This is a genomic window from Paenibacillus vulneris, assembly GCF_039543185.1.
Classification (GTDB): domain Bacteria; phylum Bacillota; class Bacilli; order Paenibacillales; family NBRC-103111; genus Paenibacillus_S; species Paenibacillus_S vulneris.
This window is the reverse complement of sequence record NZ_BAABJG010000027.1, coordinates 378123-392762: the sequence shown is the minus strand read 5'-3', so window position 1 is coordinate 392762 and position 14640 is coordinate 378123. Positions and strand designations below refer to the sequence as shown.

Annotated in this window: 10 protein-coding genes; 2 read left to right on the top strand and 8 right to left on the bottom strand. The window is 47.7% G+C overall.

Translation table 11 applies throughout. The features are described from left to right. Window positions 1–198: 198 nt before the first annotated feature. The 3 genes from ABEA66_RS24665 to ABEA66_RS24655 form a co-directional block, all read right to left on the bottom strand. Window positions 199–2433, bottom strand: coding sequence for a helix-turn-helix domain-containing protein (locus tag ABEA66_RS24665; RefSeq protein WP_345591681.1), 2235 nt, complete (start codon window positions 2431–2433; stop codon window positions 199–201). A gap of 461 nt (window positions 2434–2894) precedes the next feature. Continuing rightward, the gene (locus ABEA66_RS24660) at window positions 2895–4118 is read right to left on the bottom strand and encodes an RNA polymerase sigma factor (RefSeq protein ID WP_345591680.1); all 1224 of its coding nucleotides are present in this window, start codon (window positions 4116–4118) and stop codon (window positions 2895–2897) included. A gap of 7 nt (window positions 4119–4125) precedes the next feature. Next, window positions 4126–4473: a YciI family protein gene (locus tag ABEA66_RS24655; protein ID WP_192700855.1), complete on the bottom strand. Its 348-nt coding sequence runs from the start codon at window positions 4471–4473 to the stop codon at window positions 4126–4128. A gap of 435 nt (window positions 4474–4908) precedes the next feature. Here ABEA66_RS24655 and ABEA66_RS24650 point away from each other — a divergent pair, with 435 nt between their 5' ends. Continuing rightward, the gene (locus ABEA66_RS24650) at window positions 4909–6351 is read left to right on the top strand and encodes an MFS transporter (RefSeq protein ID WP_345591677.1); all 1443 of its coding nucleotides are present in this window, start codon (window positions 4909–4911) and stop codon (window positions 6349–6351) included. 364 nt (window positions 6352–6715) lie between these two features. Here the strand turns inward: ABEA66_RS24650 and ABEA66_RS24645 are convergent, their stop codons facing one another. The 4 genes from ABEA66_RS24645 to secD form a co-directional block, all read right to left on the bottom strand. Beyond that, window positions 6716–7426: an ABC transporter permease subunit gene (locus ABEA66_RS24645; RefSeq protein ID WP_079908778.1), complete on the bottom strand. Its 711-nt coding sequence runs from the start codon at window positions 7424–7426 to the stop codon at window positions 6716–6718. Further along, window positions 7423–8268, bottom strand: coding sequence for an ABC transporter ATP-binding protein (locus ABEA66_RS24640; RefSeq protein ID WP_345591673.1), 846 nt, complete (start codon window positions 8266–8268; stop codon window positions 7423–7425). Before ABEA66_RS24640 ends, ABEA66_RS24645 begins: the two co-directional genes overlap by 4 nt. Window positions 8269–8406: 138 nt before the next feature. Beyond that, window positions 8407–9342, bottom strand: coding sequence for a LytTR family transcriptional regulator DNA-binding domain-containing protein (locus ABEA66_RS24635; protein ID WP_345591671.1), 936 nt, complete (start codon window positions 9340–9342; stop codon window positions 8407–8409). Between the two features lie 234 nt (window positions 9343–9576). Next, window positions 9577–11718 (bottom strand): protein translocase subunit SecD, encoded by a 2142-nt coding sequence (gene secD, locus ABEA66_RS24630; protein ID WP_345591669.1) that lies wholly within the window; start codon window positions 11716–11718, stop codon window positions 9577–9579. 1103 nt (window positions 11719–12821) lie between these two features. On the opposite strand from secD, the gene ABEA66_RS24625 reads away from it, so the two are divergent. After that, a complete protein-coding gene (locus ABEA66_RS24625) occupies window positions 12822–13517 on the top strand; it encodes an SGNH/GDSL hydrolase family protein (RefSeq protein WP_179135863.1) in 696 nt (231 codons plus the stop codon). Between the two features lie 128 nt (window positions 13518–13645). On the opposite strand, the gene ABEA66_RS24620 is transcribed toward ABEA66_RS24625, so the two are convergent. Further along, complete coding sequence (locus ABEA66_RS24620; protein WP_345591666.1) at window positions 13646–14461, bottom strand: tetratricopeptide repeat protein; 816 nt, start codon at window positions 14459–14461, stop codon at window positions 13646–13648. Window positions 14462–14640: the final 179 nt, after the last annotated feature.

Here is a 14640-nt window from a genome sequence, read left to right as displayed (position 1 = left end):
TCGTGACGGGCTTTGATAAGATTCTGAGTCTCGGAAGCAACAATTCTATTTGGCGATAAAAACTTCCGCTATTCGCGGTCACACCTCTATGAAAGGGCATCGTTAAACGTTTTTCTCACCACAATAGAATGTATAAGATTCCGAGGTCTCGGAAGCAACATTCTATTTGGCGATAAAAACTTCCGCTATTCGCGGTCGTTAGACGTTTTTCTCGTAGTTTTTGCGGTAATCGCCCGGCGTGGTCCCCATTACCTTTTTAAAGGCGCGGATATACGAAATATCATGGAGGTAGCCGACCTCCGCCGCGATTTGCTTGAGCGACAAGGAAGTTTCCTCGAGGAGCCGGCGGCTTTGAGCGATCCGGACGCCCACCAGATAATCGACCAGCTTCTCGCCGAAAGTTTCCTTGAACAGCCGGCTTATGTATTTGCCGTTGAGACCGAATTTATCGCAGAGCTGATTCAGGGAGAGGTTGGGATCGGCATATTCACGGTCAATGTAGCTTTTGACTTCCAAGATCAGCTTGTAATGACTGCGGTTCTCCTGCTGCTCCCGCAGCTTGCCGCTAAGGTCTTCGAGGATGGCAGTGAACCGCCCCTCCATTTCCCCGCTCCAGTCGAATGTATCGCGCAATTCGCCAAGCTTCCCGACCGTCTCGTTCCTCCATATCTCCTGAGCGCCCTCCGGAAGCTCGACCATTTCCCGATACAAATGATCGATGAAGGCATTCAGCACCTGCACAAGCTCCTCTCTAGGCAGCCGCTGAGTCCGAAGCTCACGAAATACAGACTGAACCATGTCCCTCCATTCGTCATCTCCCGTCCGGAAGGCTCGGGCGAAGTTGCGGATCAGCTGGAGGTAGCGGTAGGTCTCGCCCTCATTGAAATCCGCATCGCGGTAAGAAATAACGCGGCTCAAACCAAGGCTCGCCTTGAAGCCTAGCGCCTGCAGCGACTGCGCATAGGATTCCGTTACGTGCAGCGTGTCGTCCACGGAAGCGCCAAGACCGGCCGTTACCGTAAATTCCAGATTGGCCTTCACCCAGGCTTGTACTTCGTCCGCAATCTGCCGTACCCGTTCCTCCGCCTCCTCCCCCTCGCGTATGCAAGCATACAGGGCGGCCAGCTGCTGCTGAGCGGTCCATTCCGTCCATACCGTCACCCGATGCGTCTCCGCCAGCTCCTTGATGACGCTGTTCAGCACGAATTTCAGCAAAAACAAGTCCCGCTGGGAATAATTGGACTGCACCGAGGCGTATTTGTCGATTTCATACGTCACGACAACCAGCGTGCGAAACTCCCCCTGCAGACCGAAGCGTTCCGTTTCCCTGTCCCATTCTTCACGGCCGATGGGCCGGCTCCCCTCCAGCAGCTCCATGAAAAAATGCCGGCTCCGGTAGACGGAGTCCTCTTCATGCATTTTCTGATACGTATTGGACTGATCGATTAAGCTGTCCAACGCTTGCTCGATAAATTTGAACTCGTCTTGTCCGCTGCGCGATAACTTGGAGCTGCGGTTTGCGGAGTAGTGTTGAATGCGATCTATAATCGATTCCAGCGGCCTATAGTTCCGCCGGGTGACATACGTCATCCAAACGGTACCTACGATCACCACGACCAGACCCGCCGCAATCCATACGTACGAAAATATCGATACATATCGCATCATATTGTCGTCATGTACACCGCCGGTATAAGACCAGCCGGTGTAGTCGGAGCTGAGCCTGGACAGCGTTGTGCCGGGCAGCTGTCCGTCGCCGTCCGCCGGACCTGCTATGACATTGCCGTTCGCATCGCGTATTTCGATGAAGCTGCCGGAGCCTGTCAGCTCCGCAAGCCGCTTGCCTATCTTGGCCAGGCTGATGTTGACAACGACCAAGCCCTGGCCTCCTTGAAGCAGCGGGTACTTGCGTACCATGGATACGACGGAGACCGGAAACCGTTCCTGGCCCTGAAACTCCATATAGGTGCGAGGGCCAGACAGCTCATAGAGCAATCCCCGCTCCTCCCTGCTGGATGCAAACTCCCGGTCTCCGAACTGTTCCAGAGGGATGAATGTATTGGGGCTGAGCACCATGTGATCCGTGAAACGGTACAAATAGATAGAATCAATCAGATTATCGATTCCTTCCATCTGATGAATCCGCTTCGATATTTCGTAATTGTCAAAGTAAGAAATGGCGCCCTGGCCCTGGAAGAACCCGCTGAGCTTCTCATCGGATTCCAGCTCTTTGATGAGAGCGCTATCCATTTCCTTCAGCGAATAGTCGATTAATTGCATGAGATGCCGCACGAGCTGCTGATTACTGTTCGCTGTTTCCCGTTGGGACATTTGGCTCAGCAGCAGGAAGGTAACCAGAATGAGTATCGAGGTGAGGCTAAAGAATATGGGGAAATATGAGAACAGTAAACGATAAAACCAGGACTTCTTCATGTTGTCCTCCTTCGGGACTTGGAGATAACCAGAATAAGGGGGAAATGCCTATGGGCAAAATCCCTATGGCACGAATGATAACACGTGATATCTCTGACTGTAAAGAAGCCGGTAAGAAGGTAATGAGTTCTCCCGAAATCACTCTATCCCTCAGATATAAAAATGGATATAATCATCAGGCGCTCCCCGTCACCTCGTCGCCGTCCCGATGCAGACGAAGACGCGAAAGCTTGCTGCCTCCAAATTAACACCTGCATTAACAACCATTTTCTTATCTCAGCCCGGCCGATTGATATTGGAAACTAAATCGATCGGCGCTTTAAAAATCTCATTTTCTTTTTTTATCGCACCTTTATAACGGGACGGGCTGCTGCTGAAATGTTGCTACCTGTAACGAAGATTAAGGCACCCACATGGGGTGCCTCACAGAGATACGGAGATCTTTTTTATCAATGCCACGTTTATATCGCGGAGGCTTGGCGGCTGAGAAATCGTCGAACAGAAGCATCTGTACTTAATCCGATAGCACGGCTATATGCAGAACGGGCAGCTTCTTTTCGATTCATCTGCTTGTACAGATGACCGGCAAGCGCCCAATACGGCTGATAATTCACCACTTCTTCAGATCGAATATCTTCCAGCAAGGTAATGCCCCGCGCTGGCCCATAAGCCTCCGCGACCGCTGCAGCTCGCCCGACTAAAGCGCCCAGTGTTGGGTACATACGAATGAGGCCCTCGTATAACTGAGCAATCGCCTCCCACTCGGTACGCCCAGTCCATAAACGCTGAGCATGCACCGATTGAATCGCGGCCATGAGCTGAAAGCGACCGATTCCACCAGCTTGCGAAGCGGTATGCAGATAACGCTCCGCCTCCATGATCAAGTCTTGCTCCCATTGCGTACATTTTTGCTCGGAGAGGGGAACATAGTTCCCCTCGTCATCATATCGTGCCTCGCGGCGTGCCTCACAGTGCAGCATTAGCGCCAGCAGACCATAAACCTCCGGTTCGCGGGGGGCAAATTGGAGAAGAAGCTTTCCCAGGTAAATCGCCTCCTCCGCCAAGCTCCTGCGAGGTGAATCGGCAATAGCTGCCTCGTCCCACCCGCTCCCATAAGCAGCATAAATGGCTTCCAGGACGGAATCGAGACGATTCGGGATCTCTTCCGCATCAGGCATTTCAAATACGAGGCGTTCGGCACGGATTTTTGCTTTTGCCCGTGTAAGACGCTGGCTCATAGTTGAGGGCTTGATAATAAATGCAGACGCAATTCTAGCTGCATCGATTCCCAGCACTGTCTGCAGCATAAGGGGTGTTCGCATCACTGGATCAATTGCCGGGTGAGTACAAAGAAACATCATCCTTAGGCGTTCGTCCGGAAAAGCAGCGTTTGAAGAAGTTAGACGCTGCGTATCCTCGGACATGGCAAGGAGTGTCGGTAGAGCACTTTCGGAGATACGTGTACGACGGGCACGGTCAATAAGCCTCCTGCGGGCGGCCGTAACCAGCCATGCCTCAGGCTTATCGGGTATGCCGATCTTGGGCCAAGTTTCTAACGCGGCGAGAAAAGCATCTCCAACGGCATCCTCGACAGCCTGCAGGTCCCGCCAATTTACAACCAAATAGGAGAGCAATCGACCATAAGCAGCACGTGCCGTTTCTTCAATGATCTGATGAGTTTCCATAGAACGATTACTTCAACGCGGGAATGTTCTGTCTGACCTCAACCGTATCGACAGGCCCTCGAGCAGCCCACTCCAATGCAGTGTCAATGTCTGGAACATCAATCACGAATATCCCGCCAAGCTGCTCTTTCGTCTCGGGAAATGGCCCGTCCTGAACCTCCATCTCGCCGCCGCGCCGCTTCATCGTTGCAGCTGTCTCAGGGGCATAGAGACCCGAACCGAATACTACAATTCCAGCCTGCCGCAAAGCATGCACATAGTGCGTCCAGCCTGCCAGGTATTGTTGTTGTCTAGCTGGATCCGTTCTCGCCGCAAAGTCCTCCTGACTTTCGTAAAACATCAAAGTGTAATTCATACAAAAACTCCTCTCTTCAAACCGTATAAGATTTGGTTTCACTATAATGTCGTATAAGCATTGCTGATTTCTACATTGCACAAAATTTTTATTTTTAACAACTTGCCATTCCTTGCGGTAAGGTTCAGCTTAATAATCATAACGGCGAAATGTGTATAAGAAGCAGCCTATGCAGCTCCCTTTGTTGCACTAAAGGACTTGATCCTGCTGTCAGTGAACAATGTTTGTTTGCCTAATGATATGATTCGTGAATCCCGTCTACATCAGGTGAGCCGAATCGGATCGCTGATTACTTTGGCCGCTTGGGCTACCTCATATTCATGATCATGACTTATGAAATCATTATACTCGCTCCATGTTGACAATTCAAATATTTTTGAAATATAATGACCTGGAACGTTTCAAAAATATTTGAATTGTAGGGGTGATATACTAGTGTCTAATGATCAACAAACTCGACTTTGTGCTTCTGCATCTGAATTGGCTGCTGTCAAACAGCAGGCCATGGGGTGGAGTTTGGCACTGCTCGCTTTAGCCCAGCTTATTTACGGGCTCGACATCAATATCGTTTTCGTAGCTTTGCCTGAGATCGGCCATGGTCTTGGATTCTCGGAACAGTCGCTGCAATGGGTGGTCAGTGCCTACACTGTTTTCTGTGGGGGCTTCCTGCTTCTTGGAGGGCGTGCTGCCGATTTACTCGGACAAAAACGAATGTTTATTTTCGCGTTGCTCCTTTACGCGCTTTCGTCTTTATTGGGAGGCTTGGCCTGGAACCCGCTCGTCATCATTATAGCCCGTGCCATTCAAGGTATAGGAGCAGCGTTTCTGTTCCCGGCCACATTATCGCTAATCAATCGATTGTTTGAGGAAGGTCCGCGTCGCAATCGGGCTCTTGCCGTATGGGGCGGTGCCGGAGCCAGCGGATTGACAATCGGCTCTATCCTGGGTGGAGTACTGACCAATGCGTTCGGCTGGGAAGCAGTCTTCTTGGTTAATGTTCCATTAGCAGGGATTGTTGCACTGGCTGCGCTGTACGTGATTCCCCGTGATGAGCATCGGAACCAAAAACGTCCGTTTGATTTACCCGGCGCCGCCACCGTAACCGCAGGAGCTACTCTTCTAGTCTATGTTCTTGTACAAGGACCCGAATTGGGATGGGGTGCCGGAGAAATTATCATTAGCGCCGTGCTTTCTTTGATCCTCTTGTCGATCTTCGCCATTATCGAAATGCGCAGCACCGCTCCTTTAATGTCGATACATCTTTTCCATAACCGCAGCCTGGTTACCAGCATGGTCATAACATTCATCTACATGGCCACATTCGGTGCTCTACCTTACTTCCTGACAACCTTATTTCAGAACGTGCACGGATACAGTGCTCTGCAAACCGGGCTTGCCTTCATCATTCCTTCATTGGCGATTGCAGCAGGCACCCAGCTCGGCGAACGGCTCGCGACCCGTTTGGAGGCACGAAGCACATTGCTTATCGGTATGATTATCGGAATTGTCGGGACGCTGCTGATTCCGTTAGGGGCGTACACCGGCAGCAGCTATCTGATGATTGTTCCGGGGCTCATTATTTCCGGCATCGGCCAGGGCATCACATGGACCGGCATGTGGATCGCAGCTTCAAACGGCGTAGCCCCGGAGGATCAAGGCGTTGCGTCAGGGACAGCGTCGACCACATTAAACATCGGCAATGCCATCGGGCTTGCCATTTTGATTGCCATCGCCAACTCGGGCATTCGGGGAATAACGGGTGAAGCTCTGCGTGAAGCATTAGCTGAGGGTAATCGATCAGCTATTTATATGGCGGCGCTCGGCATCCTTCTTGGCGCGATTGTCACCTTGTTTTTGCCTCGAAAACGAAAAATATAACGGCTAACACAGAAGTTTGACCCTTCCTGATTGTTCGTTAGCTCAACAAAGGCAACCGATATCAAACGGCTGCCTTTTTGTCTTTATTGTTTTTCAACCCCCGTCTGCCAGTCCGGATCGCTCCAGCGAGCGACTTCGGTTTCGCCGACTTCCGACTGCGCGTATCAAGTTCGTGGCTTTCTCCTGCCATGAACATTTTCTAACACATAGTGGTCGAATCGCCCCCCAAACATTGGTGATATACGTCGGCTTTCTAGGGTCTTCATCGTTTTTTTCACGAATTCTCCCAAATGTTACTGCTAAATATTCCAAATTGTACAGAAAACCCCGTCCGGCACAAAGCCAGATGCTCTTTTATATTTTCTTACTCATCCTTTAACCTCCGTTGATACAACACAACAGACACAATCGTTAATACAACCGTCCATGCCAAAGTAATAAGGACAGGCTTTAATAAATCTACCGTCGTAAAGCCTATATTACGTATATTTAGTAAATGCACAAGCTGAACGCTTGGCGCATACTCCAGCACTTTGAAGATCGGAAAATCATCCGCTAGCAACACCCCCCATGGTGCCCCAGTGAATACGAGCGCCACAGGCATTATAGATAATGATGCTTCAAGTAACGTCTTGGAATACAAACCACATATCGTCCCAGCTGCGGTGTATAGAATAATCGAAAAAATGATGGTCGCCACAAACGCCCATAGACTAGCTGGCACATAGCCTAATATATAGGTAGCAATAGCCAAAACAACAGCAGACATAACAAAGACTAAAGTACTTTTACCGATTAGAACATCCATGGTCGTGGCCGGAGTCATCATTAATGATCGTAAAGTGTTACGCTCCTTTTCCTCCGCAATCAAGCATGCTTGTGCTAAACTCGTTAGAATCACAAACGAAGTATTTAGAACAAAACCGGCAGCTACAGTCAAAGACGGGCTAGAAACCCGAAAAAGTAATGCGAACATAATTGGAAAAGTCAAAATAATGGAGATCGCATAATTGCGTGAAAACTCTTTGTAATCCTTCACAAATATCGCTCGCGCACGTTTTAATGAGATACTCATAGTAACTCACTTCCTGTCATTTTAATAAAAATATCACCTAGACTTGGCTCTTTTGTTTCTAATCGATCAATTAATCCTCGTTTCATCCAGTCAGCTATTTGATCAGCCGTTCCCTCATCGATCGGAAGCTCGTAGGCTTGCCCATTGATTAACTCAACACTAACTACGTCTTCCCGATGCTGTTTTTTAAGCTCCTTGGGTGAGCCGATGGTTTGGATTTGTCCTTGATATAAAATCGCTACACGGTTACATAGCAATTCCGCCTCAGCCATATCATGCGTAGTTAAAAAAATCGTTGTCCCTTTCTCATTTAAGTACCGTAAGCCTTTATAAATATGTGCGGAGTTTACCGGATCTAAAGCCGAAGTAGGCTCATCCAAAAATAATAATTCCGGCTCATGGATAATGGCGCATGCCAATATGACACGCTGACGCATCCCTTTCGATAATCGATTGACTTTCTTTTTGCGTTCTCCGCCTAAGTTAACAAATTGCAGCACCTTATCGATCGATGATTTAGGAAGATCATATAATTGGCAATACAGCTCTAGATTTTCCTCAATCGTTAATCTCTCATATAGACCGCTGTTATCCGTCAAAATGCCAAAACGCATTTTCTGTGCAGACTGTTGCATCATCTCCGCTGGCTGATTAAATACATTTGCCTGTCCACTTGTCGGATTTAATTGCGCCGTTAAAATCTTAATTAATGTTGTTTTTCCCGAACCACTCGGACCCAGGAAACCAAATATTTCCCCTTTCGGAATGGAAAAGGACACGTCTGACAACGCATCCTTATTTCCGAATCTCTTTCGAATATGTTCTACTTGAATAACATCCATGAACACCACTTCCTTCGAGTTGATGCCTTAAGCATATAAAGATTGCATGCTTTCAGCCATCAAAACCCGCCGAAATGTAGCCGTTGTCGCCCGAATGGTACCATGGAATGCTTGACTGGTTCGCTATTGCCCAGGAAATTAAATATTAAGTAGTGCTTTTAATTCATGCAATTTTGAACGAGATAACGGAACCACGGCATCTTTGCCTGTGTTTAATCGCAAGCTGTAGCTATTCTTCGTCCATGTAATAATTTCTCTTACTTTTTGCAGATTAACGATGTAGGAACGATGACACCTGAAAAATCCGAAATTTACCAATCTCTGCTCAAGCTCGGATAGCGTCAAACCACAGACATAATTTTCTCCACCCACATGAACCAGGATCGAACCATCCATACTTTCTATGTAATCGACTTCCGGCGGATCAAACAAAATCACTTTGTCATTTTTTTTCGTAGAAATCTTCTGCAAGGTGATATTGGCCTGATCTTGTTCCTGCACTTCCTGCTTATCCTCTTCGGAGTCCCGAATATCCAATGGATGAAATCCGAATTCGTTCAATCGATAAATGGCATCACAGGAAATGATGGCGTCCTCTAAATTTGAAGTTAAAATCAAAATCTGCTTTTCGTTCGAAAGGTCATCCAAAATCCGTTTCAAATGGCGACGATCTTCTTCTTCCAAATAAAAATAGGGTTCTTCCAACACCAGTGTAGGCTGATGCGAAAAAAAGACACGCAGCAATGTCACATACATCCTTTTTGATGAGCTTAGATCCTTGATTTTCACTTTACGTTCTTCGTTTAATACAAAATAATCCATTAACCGAGCGACACGCTCATCCCGCCCCGATACTTTGATTAGAAAAGTAATCAACTCTTCCACGGTTAAACGCATATACTCGCCTTGTTGAACTCGAAATACATAATACATGGAATGATCCGTCAATTGATCCATTAATAGCTGCTTACGCTTCAAGTCCGTTATAATGCCAATCGATTGGTTCGATGTCATATTTAATTCGATCTTAGGCAGGAATAGCTCCCCATTATAAAAGATTGGTTGAAATTGCATGCCGTCCTCCAGGTCCGTGCCACATATTTATATCAATTATAATGTCGGGATCCTTTTTTGTCAGTTTCTAAAAAAAAATATACCAGCTTGGGGCCCTTATTTTATTCTTTCTTGTGTTCTCAGGTATAAGAAAAAAAAACGCCAACACAATAAAGCAATTAAGTGCTGACGTCTTACCCATAATTATGTTTAGCCACTTTTCTTTTTCAACTTTTTATTTATATGAAAAGTTAGTTAAAGCACGTTCTTCCGCAAAAATTCCCGCTTTTTCAGCGATACCCACATCTGTGCTGCGATAAAAATAGAGGAATACGTTCCACTGACCAATCCGAAAATCAGTGCCAGTGAGAAATTGCGGATTCCTTCACTGCCGAGTACGGCGATTGCCAATGCGGTAATGAATACGGTCGCCACCGTAAAAATCGAGCGGCGCATCGTCTGCCATAGGCTAATGTTGACCATCTGCTGCAGCTCTTCAACGGTTTTGACTTTCATCGTCCTAAGATTTTCCCGAATCCGGTCAAAAATGACAATCGTGTCATTGATAGAATAACCGACGATCGTCAGAATCGCTGCGATGAACGTTAGGTCAATCTCCAGTTGGAACACGGAGAAGAGAGCAAGCGGAATAAACACGTCATGTAGGAGCGCGATGATACACGCCACCCCAAACAATAATTGAAACCGGATGGCGATGTAGATACAAATCCCGACCGCTGCGAGCAGCAAGGCAATCGCTGCTTTTTTCACAAGTTCGTCAGCAATGACGGGAGAGACCGTCGATTCTTGCCTGCTAACCTGATCGCCATATGTTTGCTGCAGGTCCTTTTGAATCATCTCCAGCTGAGCTTTGGAAACGGGCTGATCGAACGTTGTCGTCGCCCATTCGTTGTTGTTGCCAAACGTCGTAACAGGCTTAAAGGCAATGTCCGGAACATTTTTTTGAATCACACCGGCGATGTCGGCCGTGTTAAACTGCTTGCCGATCATCACGTCAAGCCTCGTCCCAGCCTTGAAGTCGACTCCGAGGTTAAGCCCGGAAATCAGCATGCTAGCCAGCCCCAACACCAAAATACTCAAGGAGAAGGCGTAAAACTTCCGCCGGCTTTTAACGATGTCGAATTTGACTGGGGCGACCGGGGCTGACCTGCCAATGTCTTGCTCAGCTACCGCGTACCAGGCAGGCTTTTTAAACAAATTGGACTTGATCAGCAGCCAGAGCAGGGAACGGGAACCGAAGACGTTCGTCAGAAGACTAACGATCAACGTCATGATCAGAATGATCGCGAAGCCTTGAATAGAGCTGGAGCCGAATAGCATCAACACCGCGGCCGCGATGATCGTCGTCACGTGCGAGTCGACGATGGTGATGAACGATTGGCGCTGACCCATGCGAAAGGAGGACAGAATCGTCTTGCCGCTGCGGATCTCCTCCTGAACTCGCTCGTAGGTGATGATGTTGGCGTCGACAGCCATTCCCACCGAGAGTATGAATCCGGCGATTCCCGGCAAGGTCAAGGTCGCTTGCATCCAGTACAACACGACCAGGCTGGCGTATGTGAAAAAGACAAGAGCTATGTTGGCGATCAACCCCGGCAGGCGATAGACCCACAGCATGAACAAGAGAACGACGCTAAAACCGACGTATCCAGCAAACATTGTCTTGTCAAACGCCAACGCTCCCAGGCTGGCACCGACCGAGTTGGCTTGCAGCTCGACCAACTTGGCAGGAAGCGCCCCCGTATTTAAAATTTTCGCGATTTGAGTCGCTTCCTCCACGGTGCGCTGACCCCTGATTTGTGCGCTGCCGCTTGTAATCACTTCGTCAATGACCGGATCAGTCAGCAGCGTTTCATCAAGGTAGATAACCACCTTTTTGTGCAGGTTTTCCCGGGTCACTTGAGTAAATTTATCTGCATTGGTAAACTTCAACAAAATTAATGGCCGATGCAAATCGTCATAGCCTACGCTTGCCCCATTTGGCGCGAGGTCACTGCCCTGCATCACGCGGTTTCCCTGTTCATCACGGAATGTCAGTACCGCCGGTTTGCCGATCAAGGAACGCAGCATTTCCTGGTCTGTCACCCCGGCTAATTTGACGCGGACGCGATCAGGCTGTTCGATCGTAACCTCCGGCTCTTTTACACCACCAATGTTGACGCGTTTTTCGATCATTGTCGCCATCGCTTTCAAGGTGTCCATCGTCACGGCTTCGCTCTGCTGCAATGGCTCCACCTTGTACAAGATCTCGAAGCCGCCCTGCAAATCAAGCCCGAGATTAATGTCCTTGGCAATGTTGGGTGCTGTAGAAAAAAACAACGTGCCGGTTACGGCAACAATCAAGATAAACCATAGTAATTTTGAAGATTTTATCATTCAGTTCGTACCCCATTTCAATGTAATGTTTCGTTGAAATGGGGATGGTCTATGTAACAGGATTCATATTTGATCGGGTAAAGCAGAAAGAAGCGTTTAAAGATGGGGATAAAGGAATAAATATATCGCCTTATTTTATATTCGGGGAACATAAGGGAAAGTGCTGCGGATAAACAGAACAGAAGAAGAATGTTCGTGAACGAAAGGGAATGGTCCCTTTCCTTCAGCAAAGTTGCGTGCTCATCGATATATGAGTGATCAAGCAGTAAAGGCTGAGCAGAAGCTGCAACAGCTCCGCTTGGTAGTTGAATGGAGACAAGACAGCACAGGATAATCATAATCGCTGCCAGGAAAACTTTCAGAAGCTTTGTCACGTAATCACCCCCTTTCGCCGGTCGATAAGGACTTCGCCAAAAGTGGAGCGAAGCCAGAATTCAAGCATTTGGGTAAGAAGGGTTAGAAAACCCGACCGAAATGCTTGCTATTTGAATACGACATGGATTTCGAAAAGTTTCAGTTTTTTAATAACGCTTCGCAATGCATGATTTTTTTGTAAAATCTATGAGTCTACTGCATTTTCACATAGTGTTATAAAAAAAGAGCCCTTCCGTTGTCGACTTTTAATAAGTTATGTTTCATTTTTATTAATTGAAACCAATCACTCATTATCGAAGTATAACCTTATATGTAAAAAAAAGGGGGGTCTGATTTTGAAGAAGATTTTAAAAGACACGGCGATTTTGACTGTATTGATCTTCAGTATTAAATTCGTTCTTAGACTTATTATTAACCCCGATAGTATCATAAGAACATTCGAAAAAGGAGTTTGGATAGGTTTAGGGGTTTATTTCACTTCATTAATAATGATATATGTTGTTATTTTTGTGATACTTTTTGTAAGAAGAGTTATTTTCAAACCAAAAAACTCTTAGATCATGATGGTACTTTCCGATTGATAACACACTCATATTCTTTTCCTCCAGCGCTGCAAGCTCATTATTTTTCGTGCATATCAACGACAAAGGGAGTTATAATTGAGGAGATTTAATAATCAATGATCAGAGAAGGCTAAAATGGATTCTCGAAACGAACGGAGCGAAAATATGATTAACGTACAGTTGTGGAAAAATCAGCCGGAGACTTCTTACCGTATTATTGCGTTTGGCTCCAGCAATACTGAGCTGACATGGTCGAGCGAAGGCCGACACAATTGGGTGGATTGGCTCGGGATTAATCTGAGGGCACATATTGGAAAACATGTTTGCATAATCAATCAAGGAATTGGCGGGGACACAAGCTCCGATCTGCTGCGGCGGCTGGACCGGGACGTTCTGTCTTTTCTGCCTGCAGCCGTCATCATTACGGTCGGCGGGAACGATGCTGCGAAAGGCGGGTCAGTCGAACAGTATATCGACAATGTACGTCAAATCTGTTCGAGACTGCGGGAATTGAAATCCGAACCGGTGCTCCATTCGTATTATTGCCCGCTGTATCACCTTCATCCTGAGGGATTTGAGCAAATCTTCAAGGATATTGTGGAAGCCAACCGGCTGCTGTCCAGGGAGATGAACCTGACCCATCTCGACACATACAGTCGTTTCGAGCCCTTCTACCTCCACGAGCCCGAGGAATACACAAGGCTGATGCGCGACCCGCTGCATGTTAATCATTTAGGAAATCTCCTTATGGGCATGCACGTTTCTGAGGAACTCAAGCTTCCCAAGCTGCAGTTCCCCCTAGACATTAAGGGTGAGGCTGAAATGTTGTGGGAGCGAATGAACCGATGGTATGGGAGATGAGCGTAGAAAGTCGCTCCATTCGTATCCCTCCCTCCCATTTGGTTGATGCATCTTTTTGAAGTAACGTGATCGGGCTTTTCCGACTTCGTCGTCATCCAACTCCCAATAAAAGAACATACCGAGCATCGCTATTCTTCCACATTCATCTCTTTGGCTGCTTCAGCAATTTCACTGCGTGTGACGGTTGTCAGGAAGGACAGATCCTTGCTGAGCGCCTGCTTCATCTGTTCAGCAGCCTCCTCGTTCTTCCCGAGCTTTTTAAGGGTCAACGCATAGTAATAGTACGGCTCGGCGCGTTTCGGCGATTTGGACATCAGTTTCTCGAACAGTGCCTCTGCCTCTGTCATTTGGCCAAGCATGTAATAGTTCAATGCGCAGTTGTCCAGAATCGTCTTATCGTCGCTGTTGAATTCATGCGCTGCGAGATTGAATTCCAGCGATTCTCTCAGGTCGCCGTGCATCAGCTTGAAATAGCCCAGATTGCCGTAGATTAGCGTGTTTTTGTATTGCTCGAACACGTCTTCCAGTTCTTTGACGGCTTCGTCCCGCTTCCCTTGCAGCCAGTATGCGGTAGCCAGATTGCAGGAAGCCTGCATCTTGATCTCGTGATTGCCGGTGCGGCCAAGCAGCTTCTGCAGCACGGCTTCCGCCTGCACCGACTCACCTGTCCTCATCAGCATATAGGCGTATCCGATCTGATGGTTCTCCGGACACGGCTTGCTGTTATATGCCTTCCGGTACCAGGCAAGCGCCTGCTCGAACTGGTCGGCTGCGAACGCCGAGCTGCCTCGAATGGCATAGTAGCTTGATCTGGAGACATACACCATAGCCCCGGCTAGTACGATAACGAGTCCCCACCCGAGCAGCGTATGTAAGCGAAATGCTATAATCATAATCAGTATAAGTGCGGCGACGGCAAGCGCCACTTTGATGAGCAGCTTCATTGAATCATCCCCTTTTTTCGCTCTAGTACTATAATAGCCGGAAGTGAAGAATTAGCCAAATGGAGTCTGGAAAAGTATAGGATTCTTTTGCCCCATGCTGCGAATATAAAAAAAAGGATGCCCACATCACTATTAACGAGGATGTAGGCATAATGAAAAGATTTTATCGCCGCGCGATT

Bases quoted from the DNA above. Each gene is read 5' to 3' on its own strand.
- ABEA66_RS24665 (WP_345591681.1), bottom strand. From the start codon at position 2,433: ATGAAGAAGTCCTGGTTTTATCGTTTACTGTTCTCATATTTCCCCATA.
- ABEA66_RS24660 (WP_345591680.1), bottom strand. From the start codon at position 4,118: ATGGAAACTCATCAGATCATTGAAGAAACGGCACGTGCTGCTTATGGT.
- ABEA66_RS24655 (WP_192700855.1), bottom strand. From the start codon at position 4,473: ATGAATTACACTTTGATGTTTTACGAAAGTCAGGAGGACTTTGCGGCG.
- ABEA66_RS24645 (WP_079908778.1), bottom strand. From the start codon at position 7,426: ATGAGTATCTCATTAAAACGTGCGCGAGCGATATTTGTGAAGGATTAC.
- ABEA66_RS24640 (WP_345591673.1), bottom strand. From the start codon at position 8,268: ATGGATGTTATTCAAGTAGAACATATTCGAAAGAGATTCGGAAATAAG.
- ABEA66_RS24635 (WP_345591671.1), bottom strand. From the start codon at position 9,342: ATGCAATTTCAACCAATCTTTTATAATGGGGAGCTATTCCTGCCTAAG.
- secD (WP_345591669.1), bottom strand. From the start codon at position 11,718: ATGATAAAATCTTCAAAATTACTATGGTTTATCTTGATTGTTGCCGTA.
- ABEA66_RS24625 (WP_179135863.1), top strand. From the start codon at position 12,822: ATGATTAACGTACAGTTGTGGAAAAATCAGCCGGAGACTTCTTACCGT.
- ABEA66_RS24620 (WP_345591666.1), bottom strand. From the start codon at position 14,461: ATGAAGCTGCTCATCAAAGTGGCGCTTGCCGTCGCCGCACTTATACTG.